The following is a 26,820-nucleotide window of genomic DNA, read 5'->3' on the forward strand; positions in this document are numbered from 1 at the left end:
ACGAATTGAAAGAATATACTAGTACTACTGACATACTAATTATAGGTGGTGGCATTGCAGGTTGCATTGCCGCCATTTCTTTAGTTAATCATTATAATGTTACCTTGCTAGATAAACTAGTGGAACCTGTTGATAGAATTGGAGAATCGCTAGCGCCTGCTGCACAACGAATTTTAAAAGAGTTAGATTTATTAGAAAATGAATCGGATGCTGTAAAACAAACCATATTTCGTAATAATTTAGGAATGCAATCCTATTGGGGAAGCAATCAACTTCAAATTGTCGATCATTTAAGAAACCCAGATGGCTTCTCTAGAAGCTTGGATAGAAAAGAGTTTGAAATTTACCTAAGAAAGGTTGCTATTGAAAGAGGTGTTGACTGTATTTGGGGAACACGTCTTTCTAATAGCTCTTATGAAGATAATTACTGGAAAGTAACCACAAAGTCTGATGATTTAAAAAACAGAATCACACATACTATTCAGGCAAAATTCGTAATTGACGCCACTGGTAGGCAATCGCATTTCACCAAAAGCTTAGGTATTCAACGTACATCGTATGATAAGTTAATATCTTGCTGGATAAGCTTACCCAATACTCAAGAAAATACTATGAGCACCATTGCTGCTGATGAATTAGGTTGGTGGTATAGTGCTGTAGTTCCCGATAACAAAAGGGTCATCGCCTTTCAAACGGATGCTGATTTAGTAGATAGAAACACCTTTAAGCATGTAAATACATTTTTATCCTTTGCCAAACAACACAAACTCATTCAGCCTTTAATTGACGGTAACGAAACTACTGTTAACTTCCATGGTACGGTAAGTGCCAATTCTACTCGTTTAGAACAGGTAGCTGGCAAACAATGGATTGCTTTAGGCGACGCTGCTATGAGTTTTGACCCACTTTCTTCTCAAGGTATGTTTAATGCTATGGCAAATGCTATGCAGCTTCAAAAGCTACTTATTAACTATGATTTTATTAAGGACTTGAACTCCACTAAAGAGGAACACTTCAATAGATTGTATAAAAATCAACTACAACAAGTTTGGAATCATTATCTAAAGCATAAAAACTTTTTCTACAGTACTGAAACGAGGTGGAAAGAGGCTACTTTTTGGAAAAGACGCAGTAGTTATTAACTGTTAATTTCCTAATTTTAGAACTAAGAAAAAAGCCCACTTCGCTGTTAGAACAAAGATTTAACTGTTTGTTTTTAGCTCCCCTACACCTTTTGGTTTCCAATCGTTATTTTCTAGGTAAAACATATTAACAACTAACAACTAACAACTAACAACTAACAAAAATAAAACCTCCCTAGTAATGAAACAAACTAGAGAGGCTTCTGTAAAGTCAATCTTAAAAACTTTACTTTAAGCTGTTTTTTATAAAGTCTTCTACTTCTTGCTTCGCTTTAATAGCTTCAACTTCATTAAATGTTTTTCCTTCTCCTCTTAATAAGTAGGCGTTAAACACATGACTTATATACAATGGTGATTTATTATTAGTTGAAAAGTTTACCGCGTTATGACAACTAAAGCAGTTTGCTAAATTGCCTGCTTCAATATCTTTTAAACTACTTTTAAAAGTTTGTGTGTATGTTTCCATAGTAACATTAGCACAGTTTACTGATCCTCTTGCTACCGAAGTACTATCTGGTGTTGCGTTTCCTATATTTCCGCCTAAACTATTTATTTTAGCAGTTTGCTGTTCTGGCGTCATTCCATCAGTATCAATCCATAGAGAACCATTATAAAAATAGTTTTTCCATACGTCGGTTAAGTTTTCTTTTACACAAGTATTAAGGTTGTCTATATTATCAAAGTTTACAGGTTCTTCTTGACTTGTCTTCATAAAGTTTCCTACACTATCTCTTGGAACTCCATACTTAAATAAATCGTACGCCTTATACGGTAACTTTGCACTACCATTACTCCACACAATACCGTCAATTCCCGTAGTAGTTCCTTCAGCAAATAATAATTTATTGGTAGATGAAGATGCGTTATCATCTTTCCAGTTATAGTTTGGCGCTAAATCGTCATGTTCAAACGTAGCCCAAATAAATTCTGGATGATTCTCTACAATACCTACAACATGCATTCCTAATAAAGCTACCTCAGTATTCGTATATGTTTCTCCATCTCTACTTAAAGCCGCTACTGTAGTATAATAATTACCTATCTCTTCTTCAGCAATTGCAGTTACTGGTGTCCATGATACTTTTAACTCTAAAGAGCCTACTGGAAAAGATGCCTGGTTATTTCCACTTAAAGTTCCGTTAACTATAGAGTCTCTATACTTTCTTGATGACTCCTTCATCGTAGGGCTTACGTGAATTGAGTAAAACACGGTTTCTGAAACTCCATCTTCGTTATACGCAGGGTTTGTTTTTAACGTTCCTCCCGATCCTGCCTGAGCAGTATCTATTAAAACCAAAGCAGCTCCTTCTTTTTGCTTTACATCTTGCATATGAGCCGTTACTTGATGCATTTCCTTTGGGTTTAAAAACAATGGTATTTTTACCTTTAACTTTATCGGCGTAGGCTCACCTCGTGTTATGATAGGTAATAACACAACTTCTTCAGTTGGTTTTGTAAGCCATAAAAACTTTTGCCAAGACCATTGGTGAAAAATTGCATTGGTTGTGCTCGATACATCAAACGGACTTCCTTTTCCTTCTTCAGGGGCAGGGGTTTGTGTGTGAGGGAACCAATCACTTTCACATAAACTTTCGGTGGCTGTTTTGTTGTAAGCTACTTTTGCTACTTCCTCTACAGTGTCATTCTCTTTCTTCTTCTTTTTACAAGAATTAAAAAATACAACACTCATTACAAGCATTGCATTTAAAATAAGTTTGATTGTTAATTTCATGATTGATTAGTTTTTGATAATAGTTACAAATTAGGGAATATTATTCGTGTCTGTTAAAAAAGAAGTCATAAACACTTAAATTACAGTTATAAAAAGCTGTTTTTTAATACCAAGTGTAAGTATTCGCAATACACAAATCTTAAAAAGGAGTTTATTTAGTAAATTGAACCAAAGAAAAGGCGTAATTTTGTAACCCTTTTTTTGATAAAAATGTAACAATGAATACACACGAAGAATATATGAGTGAAGCTGTAAAAGCAGCTTTAAAAGGAATGCAAAATAACGAAGGAGGTCCTTTTGGTTGCATTGTAGTAAAAGATGGTAAAGTTATAGGACGCGGAAACAACAAAGTTACCTCTACCAACGACCCAACAGCACACGCAGAAGTAACTGCGATTCGTGATGCTTGTAAAAATATAGGTTCTTTTCAGTTAGATGGATGTGTGGTGTATACCTCTTGCGAACCTTGCCCTATGTGTTTAGGAGCTATTTACTGGGCGCGTCCTGATAAAGTTTTTTACGGAAGTAATCAGCAAGACGCTGCTAATATTGGTTTTGATGATGAATTTATATACAAAGAAATTCCGTTACCATACGAAAAGAGAAGTATTCCGTTTGAGCAAATAGGACGTGATATTGCTTTAGAACCTTTTCAGAAATGGTCTGAAAAAGAAGATAAAATTGAGTATTAAAGTTAATACCCTCTAGACAAACCTCGAGGCTATGATACCCAAAAATCCCTTTGTAAAAACTACAAAGGGATTCTTTTTTATTGAAAAAAAATAAAGCAACAAGGAGTTACCTTACTAAAACTAGTAATATCAATAAAAACACTCATATCTATACTCCCCGCTTCTTGGTTCTTAACTTTATTTCTATTAATTTCATTTTTCTTATGAAAGAAGCCTTAATCACATCAATTTCAAAATACATCAAGTTAACTTCAGAAGAAGAGAGTATCGTTAAAAGCTTTTGGACTGAAAAGACTCTTGAAAAAGGAGCATACCTTCTAAGAAACGGTGAGGTATGTAGAACCGATAATTTTGTAATTAACGGAACTCTTAAAGCCTTTTATATAAACGCTGCTACTGGAACTGAAGAAGTATTATACTTTGCCATAGAAAACTGGTGGGCAACTGATATTGATAGCTTTCAAAAGCAACAACCTTCTATTTACAATATTCAAGCAATAGAAAAAACCAACTTGTTACAAATACGCTATGATTCTTTTCAGGAAATGCTAAAGCAAGTACCTAAATTGGAGCGTTTTTTTAGAATTATACTCGAAAACTATCTTGGTAGCTTGCAAAGAAGAATTATTCACAACAATGTGTATGATGCAGAACAACGATATGTTGATTTTATAAAAGACTACCCCAAAATAGCAGACAAAGTTCCTCAATACTTAATTGCTTCGTACTTAGGTGTAACTCCTGAGTTTTTAAGTAGAGTTCGTAAAAAACACAAGCCATCTTAAACTAGGTCAATTTTTTTCATTTCTTATACAACGACCTTTGCCATATCATGTAAACTATATTAAGATATGAACAAAGTACTTATTATCAATGCTAGTGTAAGAAACCAAAAATCGCACAGCAGAAAACTAACACAACTTTTTGTAGATAACTGGCAACAAAAGCATCCTGACGATCCATTTTCGTACCGAGAAGTTGGATTAAAAGAAATACCTCACATTGACGAAAAATGGATTGCTAGTGCCTTTATGAAACCTGAAGAAAGAACCGCAGAAAATCAATCAGGAGTTGCTTTGAGCAATGACCTAATTAAAGAATTTAAAGAACACGATGTATATGTTCTTGGTACGCCTATGTACAATTGGTCTATACCTAGCGGATTAAAAGCTTACATCGATCAGCTTATGAGAATTAATGAGACATGGAAATTCCGCTCAGGAACACCCGATGGTGATTATGTAGGTCTTTTAAAAAACAAAAAAATGTTTATTCTATCTAGCCGAGGCGATACTGGCTATGGTGAAAATGAAAAAAACGAACATATGAACTTCCAAACAACCTATTTAAAGTTTGTTTTTGGAATTATGGGGATTAAAGATATTACCATCATTTCTTTAGATAATGAGGAGTTTGGAGGAGCTATTTTTGAAAACTCTAAAAAGAAGATATATCAAGAAATTGAAGCTATTTAACCCACTATTAAAATGCTATTTACATTTATCTAAACAGCATTTTTTTTATAGTCTCTTTATATCCCACAGCAGCTAACAAACATTTTTCTACACACGCACCTATTTTTATCTTTTTTACTTGTTTGGTGTTACTCCCCTTAGAGATAAGATGTTTTACCCATAAAAGTGGCATCCTTTCTTCTGTTTATTTTTTATATTTGGATGAGTGAAATTGCTATGGTTTCCTTTTTTAATTTCCCTTACTAAAAACACAGTAATAAAAGAACAATAAAGGTACTCTTATACTTTACTTTTTGGTTGTATAACGACGTATTTTATACATATATAAACAAATTATAAGCCATAAAAGAAAACAAATTAAAAACAATTATAAATTTAAATTATTATGAAAACAACAATCAAAATAGCTGTCATAGCTATGATGAATATGAGCATAGGAATGAGAGCTCAAACTACTGAATATCCAATAAAACAAGAAACTCAAAAAATAAATAATAGTCCTTGGTATGGTTTAGGTCAAAGTAATGTTACATTTCCTAGTACAACTTATTCTGCTATGCAACTAGCTGGATATTATGGAATTTTATTAAAAACAGGAATAGGAAATTTTGCCTTTGACTATCATGGTAATCTTGGAATTGGAACAATAAATCCTAGTGAAAAATTAGAGCTTTATGATTCAACTACATCTCCTTCAATTATTTCATTAAAAAGTATTAGAAATGATGCACAATGGGTTGATGTTGGTCGATTAGTAGCTAAGCAGGGTACAAAAGAGGTTGCAAGAATAGGAATGCCTAGAGGAACAGAAACATATACAGGATTTTTGACTTTTTGGACGAAAGAAACAAATGACGATGAACTCGTTGAGAGTATGAGAATTCATGCAAACGGGAATGTAGGCATAGGAACAACTAAACCAACTGCAAAATTAGCTGTCAACGGAAAAATTCACACCAAAGAGGTTCGTGTAGATTTAAATTTATCAGATTGGGCAGATTTTGTTTTTGAAAAAGAATATAATTTACCAACATTAAAAGAAGTAGAAAACCATATCAAAGAAAAAGGACATCTTAAAGATATTCCTAGTGCTAAAGAGGTTGAACAAAATGGAATTTATCTTGGTGAAATGGATTCTAAGTTATTACAAAAAATTGAGGAGTTGACTCTATATACTATTGCACAAGAAAAAGATATTAAAGAATTGAAAAAAGCTAAATTTGAGATTGCTAAGCAACAAAAAGAAATCAACGCTCAGAAAAAAGAGATTGAAAAATTAAAAAAACAAAACTCTAGAATTAAGGATTTAGAAATTTTAGTCCAGAAACTTTTAAATACTAAAAACTAAGCGTAACGGCTTATAACAAGGTATATAAAAAATAGTAGTTTAGCACTAAAATTAAAGGTTCGTTCTTTTTTGCTATTTAAATTGAAAAGTAATAGCTTTTTTATTCTGCTACTTTTCATATACAAACCGTTGTATTTAAGACTAACAAAAACCATTAGCAAGAAGATAAAAGAAAAGGATATAAAATGAGAATAACAAATACATTCCTAATTGCATTCTTCTCTTTAAGTTTATTAAGTTGTAAAAAGTAAAGACACTTTAAACCTATTAACACAAACAACCAATTCTGTAAAAATAGACCATATAAATCTTATAATTTACTGGGGAGAAAACAGTTTCCATGCAAAAAACTGGAAACCAATAAATCAAAACAATATTTACTTATTTTTTAGAGAATAAATAATAGTAAGGCTATGTGCCACTTTAATGACACATAGCCTATGCTATTTTAAAAGTATCTTATATACTTTCTATTATACTAAAACTTAAAGAGAAAGTGTCTTTTCGGTTAATTTCTGAGCTACAAAAGGCTTCGCAAAAACAGCATTTAAGCTAGCTATAATTTCTGTATGGCTACCATTAGCCAACGGAACGCTTACGGTAGCACCTTTAAATGCTACTAAACTTTGTCCTGCCTCAGCAGATTGTTTAAAAGGTGTTTGCATAGCTGAACCATTCATAGTTCCGAAAGGACCATAAGAAGCGCCGCTTTTACCTATTAAAGTTATTTGTAACACACATTGCCAACCATACCACACACCTGTGTAACCAGAAATAGCCACGATTGGATCGTTTTGAGGAATATCTATCGTTTTAGCCACTCCACTATTTCCTCCCTGCTGTAGCAACGTAAACACACCTGTATTATTACCCTGAGTCCCCGTATTATAAGGTCCAGTTCCAGTATTTACAGTCTGAATAGCATCAAGTACATCACCCGAACGGATCGTCATTTGCGTTATGTTTGGGTTACCTGCTGCTCCAACTATCGGAGTATCATCAAATGCGTTACTTGGCAATGGGTTGGCTAACTGATTAAGAATCATAAATTGGGCTTGCTCAAACTGGAAGTTTCCAGAGTTAAAACGCCACATAAAAATATCTTGATACTCATAAGTAGCACCTTTATTAGTAAATCCATCAGAAACTCGATTCCAAACTTGTTGAGCACTAGAGTTAGGTGCTGCATTTCCGGGTTCAAATTGCGCACCATAACCAATTTTCTCTGGCGATATTCCAGCACTTATAAATTCAGATAATGGCATGCCATCATAAAACTGCGGTGATACAAAATCAAATGCGTTATTTACCGTTGGATAGTCAATCGAATTAGTTGGCCATGCAGGAGTGAACGACAAGTAATATTTTACTGGCTGCTTATCAAACACTGAGCGAATCGTAGAAAACAACGTTTTAAATTGAGATTGAGTCATGCGTGTAGACACATTACCTTCCCAGTCAACATCCAGTCCGTTCATTCCAGTCTCTTTTAAATAAGCTACCAAATTATTAGCAAAATTAGTTGCCTCTTCTTGTTCGTTTCCACCAGGTGAAAAAATAGACGCCAGTGTGTTATCTCCCGAATAGACCATCGTTGCTAAAAACTTGATATTCGGATTCACTTGGCGAGCATCCCTAAGTACATAGTTTAAATAATCTTGATTCGTAAGCCCACCTGGGTGTGATGAGTCTCCCATTTTAATGGTTGATCCTTTGGTGGCGGGAACCACTTCAAAAAAAGCAATTCCAAGTGAGGTTACACTATCGTATACTTTGTATGTAATAAGCGATTGAAAACAGCTATCAGGACTATTGTAGTTCGTTTTTGGTGGTTCATCTTCATTTAAAAAGATCCAAGCGTTAATGCCGTAGGGGAATTGAGAATTTTTCATAATATATTGTATTTAATGTTTACTAAGTTATTTTCGACAGCAGATTAAAAACCTAATCAAATACCTTATATAACTAACAATCCTTTAGGCTTTACCTGAGTACGAATGCAGTTTTTTAAGTCCCCCTACTGCACTTATTATTTTATGTCATTTGTTATTATAAAGTTGAGAAATTGATAAACACATTATAAAAAAAAGGTAGTAAACGACTGATAATCAATCACGAATACACGTATTACATGTATAAAAGAAAAAACACATAACTAACTGATGTACAATACCTTTAAAAGCATACGGCATACCATGCTAACAAACATTTTTCTACACACGCACCTATTCGTATCCCTTTATTTGTTTGGTGTTACTCTTCTTAGATACAAGATGTTGTACCTATAAAAGTGGCATCCTTTCTTCTGTTTATTTTTTTATATTTGGGAGAGTGAAATTGCTATGGCTTCTGCTTATTTTATTATTTGAGGAATTTATTAGTGATTTTATAATATCCAATGTATAAATTATCTATAAGCTTAATTGTAAAGAATGACAAAAAAAGACATAGAAAATATAATTAAAAATCAAGTCAGAGAAAGTAATACTCTTGAATTTAAACAAGCAGATGCTCTATATAATCTGGCGAGAAAACAAGAAGATGATATAAATGAATTTACTAAAGATATAACTGCTCTTGCTAATTCTAGTGGAGGAACCATAATTTATGGTATTCAAGAGTTCCCAAAAGGAAATAATAAAGGTAAAGCGAAGAGGTTATCACCAATCGATAAGAATAAGATATCTGTTGAATGGATGGAACAAATAATGAACTCTAGAATACAACCAAGAATTCAAAACTATAAAATACACGAAATTGATGTTGATGAAAATAAATTTGTAATTGCTATCGATTTTAAAGAAAGTATAACTGTCCATCAAGCTAATGATAAAAGGTATTATAAAAGGTTTGAATTCCAATCAGTAAAAATGGATGATTGGGAAATAAAATCATTAGTCAATAGACACAATAAACCTATAATTCAAGAAAAAATATTTATTCAGAAAAAACCTGATTATATAATTAAGCAATTAACAAAATTAAGAGCTTATGATTATGAATTGATAATTGCCATTGAAAATACTGGGAACATTATGGCTAATTATATAAATTGTTTTTTACAAATTGAAAAGTCAGCTTTCAAATATATAGATTTTACTAATCTTGAAAAAACCTCTCTAACTGATTTATTTGAAATATCATTTTCAAATAAAATAACAAGAACAATTACAATACAAAATAATAAATTTGAAATAGGCTCCGAATACGAACCTATCTTACCTAATTCTTGGCGTAGATTAGCTGTTATACCTATAAACAAAGGCTTTTTTAAGGAAGAAATTGAATTTGATTTTTTTATTTCAACTGAGAGTACACACTCAAATCAAAAATACTTAACATCTGAACTAGAAATAGCTAAACCAAACAATACATAAAGGTAAATTAGACAATGTTTAATTGCTATAGTCAGTTCTAAACCAAAAACTAAAGTATATTTAAACCGATAATAATTGATGGTCATTTAAGATCACTATAAATAATAGTAAATGAGTAATTCTAGAAAGAGAAAACAAAAAAAGAAAAAAGCTAAAATAGCTACAAATCAACACAAGTTGAATAAGTTACGTAAAACACCTAGAACAAAAACAATTTTATCCTCAGAAAGGAGAATCGAAATTGAACAAGAAGCAAAAAGGAGAGTTGATGAATGGTTAAAGCATTCTTCTTTTGACGAAATGTCTGTAATGGGGAGTAAGATGAGGTTTGACATGTCTCTAGGATTATTTGGAGGTTACCCATTTGAAGAGCCTGAATGGATGCTAGACAAATCTTTTAATAGTTTTATAACCGAAGAAGAATTTAACTCTTCTGAATATGAAAAAATAATAGATAATCTTTTTGATAAAACTGAAAACATAAACTAAATACAATAAGTAATTACCTACTCTTACTTACCTCAAAAAACACCTTAAACAATCCAACTACACCTAAGAACAAGCATGGTGAAGAAAATATTTGGTATCATTTATTGCAAATTCAGTTACTTTAACTTTCTTCAAAAAAAGTCTACACACTTAAAAATACTAACCACAATCTAAAATTCCACAAAAAAACCAATAAACTACTCCAACCTACTTCTATATTCCGAAGGAGTTAGTCCAAGTAACTTTTTAACATACCTAGTAAAGAATGATCTACTAGAAAACTCCATCATGTCTGCCAATTCAGCAATACTTAGGTTTTGATTCTCTAAAAGAACAATCAATCGTTCTTTTACAAAACGCTGTATCCACTCAGAGGCAGTAATACCTGTATTCTGTTTACAAATAAAATTCAAGTGTTTGGGAGTGATAAATAGCTTGTCTGCATAGAACTTAACCTCACGCTCGGTCATACAATAATCCTGTACTAAATGAATAAAACGGTCATAAATGCTCCCACTTTGTGGTGTTCGTTTGTTTCGGTCAAACTCTGCAGCAAATACATGCCACATTTCCAACGTAAAAAGGTGCATTTGTGTTTTAGTTAGCTCAGTATAAAAAGTATGATCCTTTTCCTGAAGCTTGTCATGCAGCAACCTAAAATTGCTCAGAACCTTCTGTTTGTTCTTTTGCTCGTTAAAGTGCAATACCGGATGGTCACGTGTATGAATGAGTACATCTATACTCCAGCTTATATCTGGCAAGTTACTATTTAAAAACTCTTCATCTACCAAAAGAACAGTCGCCGTGAAGTTATTTGTAAATGATATATGAGATACTACGCTGTGGGCATACCAGAATACAAATTCACCTGCAGATGCTTTGAGCTGTCTTCCCTTAAATATAAAAGCAATCTCACCACTATGACAATAAATATGCGTATGATAAGTCTCCAAAAAATTCTCAGGAAACTGAATTCCTCCTAATCCTTCAAACAATAAGACTTTCTGCTTCTTCATTTTTACTGTTTTTCTCTACACTCATTACTACATATGTAATATATGACACAATCTACGAATTAAATGTAACAAATAGAGCATATCAACATCGTAAATTTGTACCATGGTTAACCAATTAAGAAAAATTGAAATGCATAACACAACAAAAATAAAAGTACTGACACTCTTATTAGGAAGCTTTATTCTTCTTGTAGGATGTCAATCAAAAAGCAAAAAAAATATAGAAATCATGGAAAAAAGCAAAGATAAACTAGACGCTATCTTCCCTAAAGGCGAGAAAGGCTCAAATGAATTATTTACAGGAAATGCCTTTAACTATGGACTAGTAGCTCCCGACTCTGTATTTACAACAGCAGTGGGTAATGTCTACTTTGAACCTGGAGCAAGAAGTAATTGGCACAGTCACCCTGCTGGACAAATCCTAATTATTACTGATGGTGTTGGCTATCATCAAATTGAAGGAGAGCCGATTGAGACTATCAAAAAAGGAGACGTGGTAAAATGTCCGCCAAATGTAAACCATTGGCATGGAGCTAGTCCTGATGTAGGCTTACAACAATTCTACATTGTACCAAATGTTGAAAAAGGAATTGTAGACTGGAAAGAAGCTGTTACAGATAAAGAGTATTTAAAAGAGAAATAATGAGAACGTTAATACTAGCAATAGCTACACTTTTATGTGTGAGCTACTCAAACGGTCAGAATAATACTATTAAAAAAACAGAAAACATGCATCAAGAAACAGAACATTATACGTTTGAATTAAGTGAAAACGTAACACGAGAAAAGGTTACTTTTAAAAACCGATATGGAATAACATTAACTGGTGATTTATACACTCCTAAAAATAAAGGAAACGAAAAGTTACCTGCTTTAGCTACCAGCGGACCTTATGGCGCGGTAAAAGAACAATCATCTGGATTATATGCTAATCAACTTGCCCAACGTGGATTTGCCGTAATAGCATTTGACCCTTCGTTCACAGGTGAAAGCGGTGGAGAATTAAGAAATGTCGCATCACCTGAAATATTTACAGAAGACTTAAGTGCAGCAATTGATTTTCTTGGGACTTTATCTTATGTTGATCGAAACCGTGTTGGAATTATGGGTATTTGTGGATTTGGAGGTTTTGCTTTGAATGCAGCCGCTGTAGACAAACGTGTTAAAGCTGTGGCAGTAGCAAGTATGTACGATATGTCTCGTGTAACAGCAAAAGGCTACTTCGATAGTATAACTCCAGAACAACGTACACAGATGTTAGAACAACTAAGTCAGCAACGTTGGACTGATGCTGAAAATGGAGAACCAGCATATAGTCCTGCAGGACTTCCATCACCAGATCAATTAACAGGAGAAGAACCTGAATTTGTTCAAGGATATGTTAACTATTACAAGACAGAAAGGGGCTTTCATCCACGTTCAATAAACTCAAATGGATCATGGACAATGACAACCCCAATTTCATTGATGAACATGCCAATTATGACATACATCGAGGAAATTTCACCAAGACCAATTTTAGTAATTGCAGGTGAAAATGCTCACTCCAGATATTTCAGTGAAGATGCTATTAAGGCTGCTGCTGAGCCTAAGGAATTAATGATTATTCCAAATGCAGTTCACACTGATCTATATGATAAAGTAGATGTAATCCCATTTAACAAACTTGAAGTATTCTTTAAAGAAAACTTGAAATAAAAGAACCACTGCACATTAATATCTAAAAAAAGCGGTATGAGTCTTAACTTATACTGCTTTTTTAATTTATAGTTGACATAGGGTTGTCACAAACTACTAATAGCTTTGTGTTATCACAATAAAAAAGATTATGATAATAAAAGATTTCAAGCCATTTAACGGTCAACATTGCGAAACTACCACTACAGGAAGTTTATTATATCAACTTGATATTAACCTTTCAGAACCCATGTTGTTTGGACTCGGAGAAGGTTTAAGTTATATTTTTTGGAATATGAAAATTATGGACTTCCCCTTTATAGGTGGTAGAGTTAAACCAGATGTTTTGACCGAAAATATTTGTAGAAATCTGAACTTAAATTTAGAGGTCAAAGAGACTTCCTCTATAAAAAAAGCATGGAAAAATGTTCAGCAATATATAGCACAAGGAAAAGCAGTAGGCTTAAAATTAGATTGTTATCATTTAGATTATTTTACTACAAAAATTCATTTTGCAGGTCATTATGCTTCAATCTATGGGTATGATGACCAATTAGCATATTTAAACGATACAAATCAACAAGGTAGAGATGCTAAAACTACACTAAAAAACTTAGAACTAGCAAGAAATGAAAAGGGGCCTATGTCTTCCAAAAACCTTTCTTATACTATTTCTAAAAAAGAAAAAACACCTGATTTAAAAAACATCATTAGACCTGCTATTTACAATAATGCTACTGATTTTTTAAATCCACCTATTAAAAATATAGGCTACAAAGGAATACTTAAAACAAGTACCGAAATTAAAAAATGGTTTGAAACCAGTAAGGATATAAAAAGGGATTTTCAAACTTCTGCATCTCTTATGGAAAATGGAGGTACGGGAGGTTCATTATTTAGAAAAATGTATAGTAATTTTCTTAAAGAAAGTGGAGAACTTCTTAACTCTAAAACTTTAATTAAATCGAGCGAAGAATACAGTGCTATTGCTAAATTATGGACAAACGTTGCAGATTTATTCAACGAAATAGGAGAAACAAAAGATATTAAATATATTAATTATGCTTCTGAAATATTAATTGAATTATCAGAAAGAGAAAAAATAGTAATGGAACAACTAAAAGAAACCTGCTCAACACTTAAAAATTAACTGTTAAGCAGGTTTATTATATTGTCTTAATGATTTACGTTAAAACGCTATTAGTAACCCAACTACTCCTAAAAACAAACATAGTGGAGAAAAATACTTGGTATCATTTATAGCAAACTCAGTCGCTTTAACTTTCTTAAAAAAGCCTACATACTTAAAATCACCTATAGCTCTAATGAGAAAAATGCTGGCTACCACATAAAGTCCATACTCTTGTAACCATGTGGGTATTGAACCTAACGTAAATAACTGTATTTTTTCTGCATACACTACAGCAAAACCACTAATAACCATAGCCACTACAAACGTTAGTAATTTAGGCGGATTCATTGCCTTTTCATTGGCTGTTCTGGTTGGTATGACAGCATTTACCCATAAAGTTCCTCCAAAAGCCCAATAAACGTGAATTAACGAGATAAAAAAGAGAATTAAAACACAAATCACTCCTAAAAAATGTACCATAAATTGTAGTTTTTACCGTAAGTTTGTCTAACAAATTTAAGCATTCAACATGACAACTTTATTCATAAACATCAAAGAATTAATCCAAATTAGAGAAACAAGTACCCAAAAAGTATCAGGAGCTTCGATGAACATTTTACCTACCATAAAAAACGCTTTTTTATTGGTTGAAAATGGTATTATTACTGACTATGGAAGCATGAAAAAAGTTCCTGCTTCTGCTGATAAAACGGTGGATTGTACTGGTAAAATGATGTTACCTACTTGGTGCGATTCGCATACACACATTGTATATGCAGGCAATCGTGAACAAGAGTTTGTGGATAGAATTAACGGATTGAGTTATGAAGAAATTGCCAATCGTGGTGGTGGTATTGTAAATTCGGCTAAGAAATTACAAGAAACGTCAGAAGAAGAACTATACCAACAATCGGCAAAACGATTAGAGGAAGTGATAGCTTTAGGTACGGGAGCAGTTGAAATAAAATCAGGATATGGTTTAACCGTAGATGCTGAGTTAAAAATGTTACGTGTTATTAAAAAGCTACGCGAGAATTATAACATTCCTATCAAAGCTACTTTTTTAGGAGCACATGCCTTCCCTACCGAATATAAAAACAACAAAGAAGGATACATCAATTTAATTATTGAGGAAATGTTACCTAAAGTTGCCGAAGAAAAACTAGCGGATTTTGTAGATGCTTTCTGTGAAACGGGTTATTTTTCAGTAGAAGATACCGACAGAATTTTAACTGCTGCGCAACAATACGGATTAACGCCAAAAGTACACGTAAATCAGTTTACAACTATTGGCGGGGTTCAAGTGAGTATAAAACACAATGCCTTATCGGTAGATCACTTAGAAGTAATGAACACAGAAGACATTGAAGCGTTAAAAGGAACGCAAACCATGCCTGTTGCCTTACCGTCGTGTTCGTACTTTTTAAGTATTCCGTACACCCCTGCTCGTGATATTATAAATGCAGGATTACCGTTAGCACTAGCAACCGATTACAACCCAGGGTCTACTCCATCAGGAAATATGAATTTTGTGGTAGCAACGGCTTGTATTAAAATGAAAATGACCCCAGAAGAAGCGATTAATGCAGCAACCATTAACGGAGCCTATGCAATGAATTTATCGGATGAGGTTGGAAGTATTACCAAAGGAAAAAAAGCAAATTTAATCCTAACAAAAGAAATTCCTTCGTATGGATTTTTACCGTATTCCTTCGGAAGTAACTTAATAGATTCAGTGTTCATCAACGGAAAAGAGGTTTCATAAACTAAACTATGTGTAAACTTTCATTCCGAGTGATAACGAGAAACCGTAAAGTTCAGCAAAGCTAAATCTCATTAAGGTGAGTAATGAATTTAACTCTACTCTACATTAAGATTTCTCCTTTCGTTATACTTCAGTTCGAAATGACGTTTTAACAAAGCTTGTCATTCCTGCGTAGGCAGGAATCTCTTAGAGGATATTAAGATGTATAAAACCAATCATCAATATTATATTTATATCATTACAAACAAAAAAGAAGGTGTTTTATATATTGGTGTTACTAACAATCTTGAAAGAAGAATCTTTGAACATAAAAACAAACTTGTAAAAGGTTTTTCTTCTAAATACAACCTAGATAAATTGATTTACTTTGAAGAGTACCAATTTATTGAGGAAGCTATAAAAAGAGAGAAAAATATGAAAAAATGGAAAAGAGCTTGGAAAATAAATTTAGTAATTAAAGAGAACCCTAATTGGGAAGATTTAGCTAAAAACTGGTATAACTAACAAAAATATTCCTGCCTACGCAGGAATGACAATACAATAATATGCTAACAATATTCAACGAAAAAGACATACAAGAGTTTGTAACCCCTCGTGAAGGCGAAACAAAATTAGGACAGTGCGTTGCTGTAATCGACTCCAAAAAAGAACTACAATTAGCTCTTGAAAACTCAACTGCAACTTTTGTTATTTTAGGAGTTCCAGAAGATATTGGGGTTCGTATGAATGGCGGAAATGGTGGTGCACATACGGCTTTTATTCCTGCTTTAAAAGCATTTTTAAATACACAGCAGAATCAGTTTATTGACGGAAATAACATCCTAGTTTTAGGCTATTTAGATTGTTTGGATGAGGTTTATAGCTTTGATACTTCTGATAGAGAAAAAGGTGATTTATTAGTGAAAATGATAGATAAAGAGCTTTCTAAACTTATCAAGACAATTGTTGAAAGTGGAAAAACTCCTATTATCATTGGGGGTGGACACAACAATGCTTACGGAAATATTAAAGGACTTTCTGAAGGAAAAAACCAACCTGTAAATGTAATTAACCTAGATGCGCATACCGATTTACGTCGCTTAGAAGAACGTCATAGTGGTAACGGGTTTTCGTACGCCTTACAAGAAGGTTTTATTCAAAATTACTTTATGTTCGGGTTGCATGAAAACTATACACCTCAGTATATTTTTGAAATGATTCATGACAGTTTAAACCTAGAATACAATACTTTTGAAGAACTAGAAGTCTATCAATCTACTTCTTTTGATGGAGAATTACAACGCGCTGAAAGTTTTATAGAAAATACTCCTTTCGGAATTGAAATCGATTTGGATTGTGTGCAACACTTTCCAAGTAGTGCTATGACACCTAGCGGATTTACACCACAGCAAGCACGTAGATTCACACATTATTTTGGAAAGCTACGAAATGCTTCTTATTTACATATTTGTGAGGGAGCTCCTGCTGTAGTTAAAGATGAAATAGCTAACGGACAGGTAGGAAAGTATATCAGTTATTTAATTTCTGATTTTATAAAGGCTAAAAGCAATTAATAATTACTTATTAAGAAGATAAGTACGTCATTGCGAACAAGAGTGAAGCAATCTTTATATTTTGAGTTCTAAATAAACAGATTACTTATTGTCATTTCGAACCGAGTAAAACGAAGTGTGAGAAATCTCATGAAAATGAGTTATTCGTTTTAATGAGATTCCTCCTCGTACCTCGCTCGGAATGACAACTCCTTAAACACTAGTTATTCTATCCACAAGTTTCCTTCTGAATACGTTTTAGCTTTACCACTTATTATGACCCTATCCTTTTTATTTTGGCACTTTAGTACTCCTACTCTTTCAGAAACTTGTATTGCGTCAAGATTATCTTTATTCAATCGAGAGCTCCAAAATGGTACCAATGAACAATGAGAAGAACCAGTAACAGGGTCTTCTAAAATAGAGGATTGTGGCGTAAAATATCTTGATACAAAATCACAGTTATCTCCTATAGCAGTAATTACTACCCCTCCTGGATCTAGATTTATTTGATCAAAGGTTTGTCTGTCTACTTTCACATTCTTTATTTCCTCTTCTGAATCATAAACTAATACATAATCTCTCGACTTTAAAACCTCTTTAGGTGCTATATTTAAAGACTTCTGAATAATTTCAGGTAATTCAGAAGCAACAGGCATTCGAGAAGGCAAATCCATCGAATAAAAGTCCTTTTCAATCGTAATGGTTAAATCACCACTCAACGTTTCGAACACTATTTTGTTATGAGGATAGTTTAAAATTGAGTGTAAACAGTGAGCAGTGGCAAGTGTTGCATGCCCGCATAAATCCATTTCAATTTCTGGAGTAAACCATCTTAAATGAATTTTCTCTCCTTTATCAACAAAAAATGCTGTTTCAGCCACCGCATTTTCCTTAGCTATTTTTAAAAGAACATCATCTGGCAACCAATCTTGCAATGGTACAACACAGGCTGGATTTCCTCCAAATATTTTATCTGTAAAAGCATCTATTTGATATAATGGTAATTTCATTTCTATTTAAAAGTTTTTTCTAGTTTATCAGAATAATACTCAATCGCTTTTTGATATTCTTGAACTCCTTTATCTGAACTTGTACTAGCAATAACATTCAATAATAAATTCATTGCTTCCTTATGCTCATTCACATTATATAAAGCCATAGCTTTAAAAACTTTGTACTCATTATTTGATGGATATTCTTTAATTGCTTTATCCAAAAGAGCGATTGACTTTTCATATTCACCAATACATCTGTAAGTACTTCCAAGCCCTAGATAACAACCAATTACATCTTCTCCTTCTAACCCTAATTCAAGTGCTTTTTCATATTTTGGCTTAGCTTCAGTTTCTCGTTCCATATTATCACAAAGCCATGCATAATGATAGTATACTTTAGCCTCATTAGGATAGTCTTCAATTAACTCTTTTAATAATATTTCAGCTTCAAAATACTTTTTATCACTTCTTAGCGCTATTGCTTTAGCTAATTTTTCTTCCATATTTTCTTTATTTAACATGTAAATATATTACTTTCAACTTAGCGCTATCAACAAGTTATGTTAATTAGTGTTAACGGTAATCATTCATTATTTCTTTATAATAATGTAAGCTGAACCTCTAAGATTATTTCTTGCTCTAATTAGATGAGATTCCACTCTTCCGTTCGGAATGACAAGAAGTCATTACGAGGAGGATACGACGAAGTAATCTGTTTGTCGACATACAGACTGCTTCACTCTGTTCAAAATGACGGTTAGTGATTAACTTCCTCAAAGAATCAAACCTTTGGCTATCGACCTGCGATTAAAAAACTGCTTCAGCTATTTGTTGAATATTGGTTGATCTTCCCATTGAGTAATAATGTAAAATAGGCACTCCTTTTTGTTGTAATTCCTTACTTTGAGCAATGCACCACTCTACTCCTACTTGTCGTACCTCTGCGTTACTCTTACAGTTCACAACCTCTTTTACCAACGCATCTGGTAAATCAACTTTAAAACGATGCGGAATTAAATTCAATTGTTTTTTAGTTGAAATTGGCTTTAACCCCGGAATAATAGGAACCGTAATTCCCTCTTCTCTACATTTTTTTACAAACTCAAAATACTTTTGATTGTCGAAAAACATTTGCGTTACCACATAGTTTGCTCCGTTTTTAATTTTCTTCTTTAAAAAGTGAATATCAGAATCTAAACTTGGTGCCTCCATGTGCTTTTCAGGATATCCAGCTACTCCAATACAGAAATCGGTTTTTGATGAGTTTTGCAAATCATCATCTAAATACCTTCCTTTATTTAAGTTCTCTATTTGCGTAACTAACTCACTTGCGTATGCATGTCCGTCATTTTCTGGCTTAAAATAAGTTTCGCTTTTTACTGCATCTCCACGCAATGCAACAACGTTATCAATTCCTAAAAAATCGAGGTCAATTAAGAAGTTCTCGGTGTCTTCTTTGGTAAACCCTCCACATAAAATATGCGGAATGGCATCTACTTGGTATTTATTTTGAATCGCCGCACAAATACCAACAGTACCCGGACGCTTTTTTACTACTTGCTTTTTTAAAAGTCCGTCTCCTAACTCTTTATACACGTATTCCTCACGGTGATAGGTTACGTCTATAAACGGCGGATTGAACTCCATTAACGGATCAATATTTTTGAATATTGACTCGATTGTATCTCCCTTTAACGGTGGAAGTATTTCAAACGAAAACAACGAGGTTCCATTTGCTTTTTCTAAGTGTTCTATTACCTTCATAAGTCTATCTTATAAAGGCGTATTTAACTATACCAATGAAGCTGCCAACAACGATACGACTGCCATTACCAGTAGCTGTATTGCAAATCGAATCTCTAAATTATACTTTTTCATTTGTCTAATTTTATTGATTTTTTATACGGCAATATTACTACTGTTTTGTAGTTTTTAGTTTACCTAACTTAAAACTTATTGTTAATTAAATACGCTCTCTTGTTTGTTTATTTTTAAATTATTTTTAATTGTCTGATATGTTTGGATGTAACCATTTTCTGGCTTTTTCTAAGGGAATGTTTTTCCGCTCTGCAAAATCTCTTACCTGATCGTCTGTTATTTTACCTAAACCGAAATACTTGGCTTCTTCATTGGCAAAATAGTATCCTGAAACGACCGCTGCTGGCCACATGGCTAAACTTTCTGTTAAGCTTACCCCTATATTTTCTTCAACTTGTAAAAGCTCCCAAATCGTTTCTTTTTCTAAATGATCTGGACATGCAGGATACCCGGGTGCAGGACGAATTCCCTTATAATCTTCTTTTATTAATTCATCATTGGTTAAGTTTTCTTCAGAAGCATAGCCCCAGTGCTTGGTTCTTACCTTATGGTGTAAGTATTCGGCAAAGGCTTCAGCAAAACGATCGGCAAGGGCTTGTGCCATAATAGCATTGTAATCATCGTGCTTTTCTTTGTATTGCAGTGCTAATTCATCTGCTCCAAAAATGGCGGTACAGAAAGCTCCTATATAATCCGTTCTTTCAGTTTCTTTAGGCGCAATAAAATCTGCCAACGCAAAACTTGGTTTTCCTTCACGCTTTTTTAATTGCTGACGTAAGGTTCTAAATATGGCGACTTCTTTTCCTTTCTTTTGAACTGAAATATCATCGTCGCTCATAGAGTTTGCCTCAAACAAACCAAAAATAGCTTTGGGCTTTAACGCTTGCTTTTCTATAATTTGTTGCAGCATCTTTTGAGCATCTGCAAACAAATTGGTTGCCTCTACTCCTACTACTTCATCTTCTAAAATATCAGGAAACTTTCCGTGTAAATCCCACGAGCGAAAAAACGGACTCCAGTCAAAATAAGGTACCAAATCTTTTAAACTTACTTGTTCTAGTTTTTGTACGCCTAGCTCTCTAGGCTTGGTAATATTCGTAGTATCCCAATCTATTTTGAATTTTCGCTCTCTAGCTTCCTCAATTGGTATGTAGTGCTTTTGTTTTCCTCGTTTTAAGAATTTATCACGAAATTCCTCGTAATCTTTCTTCAACTTAGCCACATACTCGTTTGAAGTTTCTTTGTTCAATAAATCTCCTACAACGGTTACTGCTCTTGATGCATCGTTTACGTGTACTACGGCATTTTTATACTGCGTATCAATCTTTACAGCCGTATGCGCTTTCGAGGTTGTTGCTCCACCAATCAATAAAGGAATCTCCAAGTTTTGGCGTTCCATTTCTTTGGCTAAATACACCATTTCATCTAACGAAGGTGTTATCAATCCGCTTAAACCAATCGCATCTACGTTCTCCTTTTTAGCGGTTTCTATGATTTTTTCTGGTGGAACCATCACCCCTAAATCGACAATTTCATAATTGTTACAGCCTAACACTACAGATACGATGTTTTTACCAATATCGTGCACATCTCCTTTTACGGTTGCCATTAATATTTTTCCAATAGCTTTTTGCTCTTCGCTTTTCTCTGCTTCAATAAACGGGTTCAAATAGGCTACGGCTTTCTTCATCACTCGGGCAGATTTTACTACTTGCGGTAAAAACATTTTTCCTGCACCAAATAAATCTCCTACTACATTCATTCCCGTCATTAAATGTCCCTCAATTACATGTAGTGGTTTTGCTACACTCAAACGAGCTTCTTCAGCATCTTCTTCTATAAAAGCATCTATTCCTTTTACTAAAGAATGTGTAATACGGTCTTGTAGTGGTAAACTTCTCCATTCTAAAACTTGCTCACTGCTTTCTTTTTTAGTTCCTTTTACCGTTTCCGCAAACTCTAATAAACGTTCAGTAGCATCGTCTCTCCTATCTAAAACAACATCTTCAATATGTTCTAATAAATCCTTCGGAATATCATCGTAGACTTCTAACATCGTCGGATTCACAATTCCCATATTCATTCCTGCTTTAATGGCATAGTATAAGAATACCGAATGCATGGCTTCACGAACGACATTATTTCCTCTAAAAGAAAATGATACGTTACTTACTCCACCACTCACACTTACATGCGGTAAATTTTCGCGCACCCATCGGGTAGCTTCAATAAAATCCAATGCGTTTTTTCGGTGCTCTTCCATTCCCGTAGCTACAGGAAAGATGTTTAAATCGAAAATGATATCTTCTGGCGGAAAGTGGACGGTGTCCACTAACAATCTGTAAGAACGCTCTGCAATTTCGATTCTTCTTTCGTAAGTATCTGCTTGTCCTACTTCATCAAAAGCCATGATAATTACAGCTGCTCCGTATCGTTTTATCTGCGTAGCTTCCCAAATAAACTTTTCTTCTCCTTCTTTTAAGGAAATGGAATTTACTACCGATTTTCCTTGTACTACCTGTAATCCAGCTTCAATGATTTCCCATTTAGAACTGTCAATCATAATAGGAACTCTGGCAATATCAGGTTCAGAAGCTATTAAGTTTAAGAAACGTACCATCGCTTCTTTTCCTTCAATTAAACCATCATCCATATTAATATCGATGATTTGCGCTCCTCCATCCACTTGATGACGCGCAATCGCTAAGGCTTCGTCGAACTTTTCTTCTTTAATCAATCGAAGAAATTTACGTGATCCTGCTACGTTTGTGCGCTCCCCTACATTGATAAAATTACTTTCGGGTGTTATAATTAACGGTTCTAACCCCGATAATTTCATGTATCTTCTTTCCTCACTCATCTACTAACTATTTTGTACTGCTGCAACAAATTCAGCTTTTCGTGGTTTGTACTTCGCTGCGATAGCTGCGATAGCTGAAATATGTTTAGGTGTGGTACCACAGCACCCTCCTATAATGTTGATTAAGTTTTTCTTTAAATATTCTTCTATTTGCTCCGCTGTTTCTTCAGGAGTTTCGTCATATTCTCCAAAGGCATTGGGTAGTCCTGCATTTGGATGTGCAGAAATAGCAAACTCCGTTTTAGAGGCTATCGCCTCTAAGTGTGGTTGTAATAAATTAGCCCCTAAAGCGCAATTGAATCCTACGGATAACAACGGAATATGAGAGATTGAAATCAGAAAAGCCTCGGCTGTTTGTCCAGATAATGTTCTACCTGAAGCATCGGTAATGGTTCCTGAAACCATGATAGGAATTTTGATGTTTCGTTCCGCTTTTATCTCTTCAATGGCAAATAAAGCGGCTTTGGCATTTAGGGTATCAAATACGGTTTCTACCAATAAAATATCTGAGCCACCATCTATTAAGGCTTCTACTTGTTGTTTATACGCAATGCGTAGCTCGTCGAAAGTTACCGCTCTATACCCTGGGTCGTTTACATCAGGTGACATGCTTGCTGTACGGTTGGTAGGTCCGATAGAACCTGCTACAAAACGAGGTTTATGCGGTTCTTTTGTCGTAAATTCCTCAGCTACTTCTTTGGCTATTTTGGCAGATTGGTAATTTAACTCGTATACCAACTCTTCTAGTTGGTAATCTGCCATGGCAATGGTAGTTCCTGAAAAAGTGTTGGTTTCTACAATGTCTGCTCCCGCCGCAAAGTATTTTCTGTGTACTTCTTTTACGGCTTCGGGTTGTGTAATGGATAACAAATCGTTGTTTCCCTGCAACGGTGTTGGGTAGTCTTTAAAACGTTCTCCACGAAAATCTTCTTCCGTAAATTTATATTCCTGAAGCATGGTTCCCATAGCACCATCGAGCACGAGGATTCGTTTTTGTATTTCTTGATAAATGTTTGACATTCCTAATATTTAGTGTGCTGTTATCAGGAAAAGAGGAAGTAAAATTCTTTTCGTTATCTCTCTGCCGAAGCAGTAGAATGTAGCACCTTCTTTGTTTGCACAAAGGGTTGCTAAGGTTTCAAAGGGTCTATTCCCTCCACCTTTCTTGATAACATCAATACGTTAATGAACGGGGCAAAGTTATAGTATTATTTTTTAGTTACCAAAACTAAAAATAGATAAAAGTAAAAAGACCGCTTTTGCAGCTAGGTAACAACATAATTTTGTTTTATCTTGGGTGTTTTAAACAAGAAGAATAAAATTGCTAAAACTTCCGTTTATCACCTTCAATACTCCGGATAAAAGTAGTTTTTGTTCTCTTATAACAAGTTAGGGGCAAGCAGAAAGAAACAACTCTAATAAAATACCACAATCATCAATAATTATGAAAAATACTATTTCTGAAGAATCTCATTTTATTGCAAATTTTTTAGCAAAACATGAAGATTCTTACGAATTATTAGGTATTGGAAATCTTACAGAAACACATAACTTTTTAAGTTCTGTATTAAACATCAAAGCTTCTTCATTTAGAAGGCTTAGAGATGAATACGATGGTTTTTATTCCAATCGTAAAGGATATCCTGATGTAGTTAACAGAAATTCAAGAGTGGAATACAAATTAAAATTCGAATCATTAAATAAAGATTCTTACTTAAAGAAAATAAAATCTTTAATAGGATTAGATTCAAAATGTAAAATAAATGAGAAAAGAATTTCTAGATTAGCTTTTAATTCTAATGGTTGGATTATGCCATCTGGCTCATATGGAAAAAGTAATCATAAAGAATCTCACGAAGCAAATTATGGATATGGACACGAAGAATGGTTATTTGATATTAGCAAAATTATTGATGGATATCACTATGGCTTTTTAGAACCTATTCGAAAACAGCAAGATGCTTATTCTGGCAATACATATGATGTATGGCTTTATACAATTGATGGAGTTAGCAAAAGTCGATATTGGGTTGGAGAAATCTCGAATATTGAAGTTATTAATCAAGAAAAAGCAAATTCAATTAAATCAGTTTACAAGAAAAATGGTTGGCTAAAAGAAATGGAGGAACAGATAGTACAGTCAGGTGGAAATAATACAGGATTTTCAGATTGGAAAGGAGTTGATTTATTTAATGTAAGATTTAAACCAAAAAACTTAATTGTAAATGACCCTTATTATAAACTCTCTTCAAATCATCCTGTAACTAAATTGTCTAGATATAATTTTTCACATTTTAGAAATGATTTTAACACTATCACCGAAAATAAAAACAAGAAAGCTTTTTCCTTTATTGCTGACGAAGAAGACAAAAACGATGAAGAGTCTGAAGGAATAAAAAAAACAAAACATAAAAGAGAACCAAAAACAATTGAAATAACATATTTACATAAAGCAATAAGTAATCAATTAACCAAAGTGCTAAAGAAAGAATATGGGAATTCAAGAGTTAAGGCAGAACATCCTATTGGAGTTGATTCTAACAGAATAGATATTGTTGTTAACTCAGAAACAGAAGGTCTCATATTTTATGAAATAAAAACATACAACTCAGTAAAATCAAGTATTAGAGAAGCTCTAGGACAATTATTTGAATATTCATTTTGGCCAAATACAGATAATGCTGAACAACTTATTATAATAACTCAAAAGCATAATAATTTAGAAGATGTTAAATCTTATTTTAAACACTTGAGAGATAAAATAGGAATATCTATTTATTATCAATGGTTTGATATTGAAACTAATGAACTATCTGAAAAATACTAAATGATAAAATGCCAGCCCCTAACAACGTATAAGCTTCATTGCTTCGGAATTTCTTATCGAAATTCCTCGCATTTTTTCTATCTTTAGTTCAACGGTCGAAAATCCTCTCGGATTTTCAACGCAACGAAAGCTTATACAAAACTGTTATGTGCAAGCTAACCAAAAACATATGTCAAGAACAAGAAAATTAAATGGAAGAACTAAATTTATGATTCTACAGAATCTTAAAATTGGTTATGATTTTCGTTTTGACCCAATTAAAGCATATCTTGAAAGTACTCAAGAAATGATTATTTCTCAAGAAAAAGAATTGGAAAAAAAATTCAGAAAATGGAATGAAGAGCATTCCGAAAATCCCGAAATGCCAGATGCTTTTGATATTTATGAAATGGAAATTCTAAATAGTTCGGAATTCCCTAACATTCTAAACAAATCAGTTTATTTGACAATTTATTCAATGTTTGAAAATGAGTTCACAAAATTATGTGAATGGTGTCAGCACTCTGAAAATTTAAGCTTAGGTCCAAAAGATTTGAAAGGTGGAAATTACATTGGACAATGCAGGAATTACATAATAAAAGTTCTAAATGTGAATTTAGAAAATCTAAAAGAGCAGTGGAATAAAATTGGAAATTATCAACAAATTAGGAATGTAATTGCACACAATAATGGAATTGTGAAACTAACGAATAAGGAAATACCAAAATTTGTAAATAAAACTAAAGGAATTTCCATAGAACAAAAAACTTCTGAAATACAAATAGAATCAATAGACTTTTTAATTGATTTTATTGACCATTTAGTTGGCTTTCTGAATGAAACAATTGAAGAAATCGTAAATCAGAAAGAAAAATCCAGCACATAACAAAGAACTGAGGTAAAAAACAAGTACATTTTATACTTTTTTAAACAAACGTACTTTTATAATTTGCGTCATAAG

24 protein-coding genes and 1 riboswitch are annotated in these 26,820 nt (G+C 33.4%); of the genes, 15 read left to right on the forward strand and 9 right to left on the reverse strand.

From position 1 onward, the window contains the following. The first annotated feature begins 5 nt into the window (after positions 1-5). Positions 6-1,142, forward strand: a complete 1,137-nt coding sequence (locus ACN0WY_RS13780; protein ID WP_417800735.1) for an NAD(P)/FAD-dependent oxidoreductase — start codon at positions 6-8, stop codon at positions 1,140-1,142. 226 nt (positions 1,143-1,368) lie between these two features. Here ACN0WY_RS13780 and ACN0WY_RS13785 read toward each other — a convergent pair whose 3' ends face one another. Further along, entirely contained in the window at positions 1,369-2,874 is a 1,506-nt protein-coding gene (locus ACN0WY_RS13785) for a hypothetical protein (protein WP_417800736.1), read from the reverse strand. A 218-nt stretch (positions 2,875-3,092) separates the two neighbouring features. Here ACN0WY_RS13785 and ACN0WY_RS13790 point away from each other — a divergent pair, with 218 nt between their 5' ends. The 4 genes from ACN0WY_RS13790 (at position 3,093) to ACN0WY_RS13805 (ending at position 6,389) form a co-directional block, all read left to right on the forward strand. Then, on the forward strand, positions 3,093-3,566 hold the full coding sequence (locus tag ACN0WY_RS13790) for a nucleoside deaminase (RefSeq protein ID WP_330486569.1): 474 nt from the start codon (positions 3,093-3,095) through the stop codon (positions 3,564-3,566). A 203-nt stretch (positions 3,567-3,769) separates the two neighbouring features. After that, positions 3,770-4,351, forward strand: a complete 582-nt coding sequence (locus ACN0WY_RS13795) for a Crp/Fnr family transcriptional regulator (RefSeq protein ID WP_417800737.1) — start codon at positions 3,770-3,772, stop codon at positions 4,349-4,351. A gap of 66 nt (positions 4,352-4,417) precedes the next feature. Beyond that, a complete protein-coding gene (locus ACN0WY_RS13800; RefSeq protein WP_417800738.1) occupies positions 4,418-5,041 on the forward strand; it encodes an FMN-dependent NADH-azoreductase in 624 nt (207 codons plus the stop codon). Between the two features lie 385 nt (positions 5,042-5,426). Further along, the gene (locus ACN0WY_RS13805; protein WP_417800739.1) at positions 5,427-6,389 is read left to right on the forward strand and encodes a hypothetical protein; all 963 of its coding nucleotides are present in this window, start codon (positions 5,427-5,429) and stop codon (positions 6,387-6,389) included. A 485-nt stretch (positions 6,390-6,874) separates the two neighbouring features. Here the strand turns inward: ACN0WY_RS13805 and ACN0WY_RS13810 are convergent, their stop codons facing one another. Further along, positions 6,875-8,281, reverse strand: coding sequence for a glycosyl hydrolase family 18 protein (locus tag ACN0WY_RS13810; protein WP_417800740.1), 1,407 nt, complete (start codon positions 8,279-8,281; stop codon positions 6,875-6,877). Between the two features lie 540 nt (positions 8,282-8,821). Between ACN0WY_RS13810 and ACN0WY_RS13815 the strand changes: the two genes are divergently transcribed. Continuing rightward, complete coding sequence (locus ACN0WY_RS13815; RefSeq protein ID WP_417800741.1) at positions 8,822-9,766, forward strand: helix-turn-helix domain-containing protein; 945 nt, start codon at positions 8,822-8,824, stop codon at positions 9,764-9,766. Positions 9,767-9,877: 111 nt separating this feature from the next. Beyond that, positions 9,878-10,255, forward strand: coding sequence for a hypothetical protein (locus ACN0WY_RS13820; RefSeq protein WP_417800742.1), 378 nt, complete (start codon positions 9,878-9,880; stop codon positions 10,253-10,255). A gap of 197 nt (positions 10,256-10,452) precedes the next feature. Here ACN0WY_RS13820 and ACN0WY_RS13825 read toward each other — a convergent pair whose 3' ends face one another. Beyond that, complete coding sequence (locus ACN0WY_RS13825; RefSeq protein ID WP_417800743.1) at positions 10,453-11,271, reverse strand: helix-turn-helix domain-containing protein; 819 nt, start codon at positions 11,269-11,271, stop codon at positions 10,453-10,455. Positions 11,272-11,500: 229 nt separating this feature from the next. Between ACN0WY_RS13825 and ACN0WY_RS13830 the strand changes: the two genes are divergently transcribed. The 3 genes from ACN0WY_RS13830 to ACN0WY_RS13840 all read left to right on the forward strand — a co-directional run bounded on the left by ACN0WY_RS13830 (position 11,501) and on the right by ACN0WY_RS13840 (position 14,098). Continuing rightward, positions 11,501-11,914 carry a cupin domain-containing protein gene (locus ACN0WY_RS13830; protein WP_417800744.1) on the forward strand — a complete coding sequence of 138 codons (414 nt, stop codon included), beginning with the start codon at positions 11,501-11,503 and terminating at the stop codon, positions 11,912-11,914. After that, positions 11,914-12,969 (forward strand): alpha/beta hydrolase, encoded by a 1,056-nt coding sequence (locus tag ACN0WY_RS13835; RefSeq protein ID WP_417800745.1) that lies wholly within the window; start codon positions 11,914-11,916, stop codon positions 12,967-12,969. Before ACN0WY_RS13830 ends, ACN0WY_RS13835 begins: the two co-directional genes overlap by 1 nt. A gap of 130 nt (positions 12,970-13,099) precedes the next feature. Further along, positions 13,100-14,098 carry a BtrH N-terminal domain-containing protein gene (locus ACN0WY_RS13840; protein WP_417800746.1) on the forward strand — a complete coding sequence of 333 codons (999 nt, stop codon included), beginning with the start codon at positions 13,100-13,102 and terminating at the stop codon, positions 14,096-14,098. Positions 14,099-14,137: 39 nt separating this feature from the next. Here the strand turns inward: ACN0WY_RS13840 and ACN0WY_RS13845 are convergent, their stop codons facing one another. Further along, complete coding sequence (locus ACN0WY_RS13845) at positions 14,138-14,560, reverse strand: DUF3995 domain-containing protein (RefSeq protein ID WP_417800747.1); 423 nt, start codon at positions 14,558-14,560, stop codon at positions 14,138-14,140. Positions 14,561-14,609: 49 nt separating this feature from the next. On the opposite strand from ACN0WY_RS13845, the gene hutI reads away from it, so the two are divergent. From hutI to ACN0WY_RS13860, 3 genes are all read left to right on the forward strand, one after another. After that, a complete protein-coding gene (gene hutI / locus ACN0WY_RS13850) occupies positions 14,610-15,845 on the forward strand; it encodes an imidazolonepropionase (RefSeq protein WP_417800748.1) in 1,236 nt (411 codons plus the stop codon). Between the two features lie 201 nt (positions 15,846-16,046). Beyond that, positions 16,047-16,349, forward strand: coding sequence for a GIY-YIG nuclease family protein (locus ACN0WY_RS13855; RefSeq protein ID WP_417800749.1), 303 nt, complete (start codon positions 16,047-16,049; stop codon positions 16,347-16,349). 41 nt (positions 16,350-16,390) lie between these two features. Continuing rightward, positions 16,391-17,398: a formimidoylglutamase gene (locus ACN0WY_RS13860; RefSeq protein WP_417800750.1), complete on the forward strand. Its 1,008-nt coding sequence runs from the start codon at positions 16,391-16,393 to the stop codon at positions 17,396-17,398. A gap of 203 nt (positions 17,399-17,601) precedes the next feature. Here ACN0WY_RS13860 and ACN0WY_RS13865 read toward each other — a convergent pair whose 3' ends face one another. The 5 genes from ACN0WY_RS13865 to ACN0WY_RS13885 form a co-directional block, all read right to left on the reverse strand. Further along, the gene (locus tag ACN0WY_RS13865; RefSeq protein ID WP_417800751.1) at positions 17,602-18,390 is read right to left on the reverse strand and encodes a PhzF family phenazine biosynthesis protein; all 789 of its coding nucleotides are present in this window, start codon (positions 18,388-18,390) and stop codon (positions 17,602-17,604) included. A gap of 2 nt (positions 18,391-18,392) precedes the next feature. Then, on the reverse strand, positions 18,393-18,878 hold the full coding sequence (locus tag ACN0WY_RS13870; RefSeq protein WP_417800752.1) for a tetratricopeptide repeat protein: 486 nt from the start codon (positions 18,876-18,878) through the stop codon (positions 18,393-18,395). Positions 18,879-19,182: 304 nt separating this feature from the next. Next, on the reverse strand, positions 19,183-20,139 hold the full coding sequence (gene metF, locus ACN0WY_RS13875) for a methylenetetrahydrofolate reductase [NAD(P)H] (protein ID WP_330486555.1): 957 nt from the start codon (positions 20,137-20,139) through the stop codon (positions 19,183-19,185). 238 nt (positions 20,140-20,377) lie between these two features. Further along, entirely contained in the window at positions 20,378-23,053 is a 2,676-nt protein-coding gene (gene metH, locus ACN0WY_RS13880; RefSeq protein WP_417800753.1) for a methionine synthase, read from the reverse strand. A gap of 3 nt (positions 23,054-23,056) precedes the next feature. Further along, positions 23,057-24,073 carry a homocysteine S-methyltransferase family protein gene (locus ACN0WY_RS13885; protein ID WP_417800754.1) on the reverse strand — a complete coding sequence of 339 codons (1,017 nt, stop codon included), beginning with the start codon at positions 24,071-24,073 and terminating at the stop codon, positions 23,057-23,059. A 50-nt stretch (positions 24,074-24,123) separates the two neighbouring features. After that, positions 24,124-24,228, reverse strand: a riboswitch (SAM riboswitch). Positions 24,229-24,497: 269 nt separating this feature from the next. On the opposite strand from ACN0WY_RS13885, the gene ACN0WY_RS13890 reads away from it, so the two are divergent. Both ACN0WY_RS13890 and ACN0WY_RS13895 read left to right on the forward strand, forming a co-directional pair. After that, positions 24,498-25,880, forward strand: a complete 1,383-nt coding sequence (locus ACN0WY_RS13890; RefSeq protein ID WP_330486552.1) for a hypothetical protein — start codon at positions 24,498-24,500, stop codon at positions 25,878-25,880. 208 nt (positions 25,881-26,088) lie between these two features. Continuing rightward, entirely contained in the window at positions 26,089-26,745 is a 657-nt protein-coding gene (locus tag ACN0WY_RS13895) for a hypothetical protein (protein WP_417800755.1), read from the forward strand. Positions 26,746-26,820 lie beyond the last annotated feature (75 nt).

The organism is Tenacibaculum sp., assembly GCF_048269885.1.
Taxonomy (GTDB): Bacteria; Bacteroidota; Bacteroidia; order Flavobacteriales; family Flavobacteriaceae; genus Polaribacter.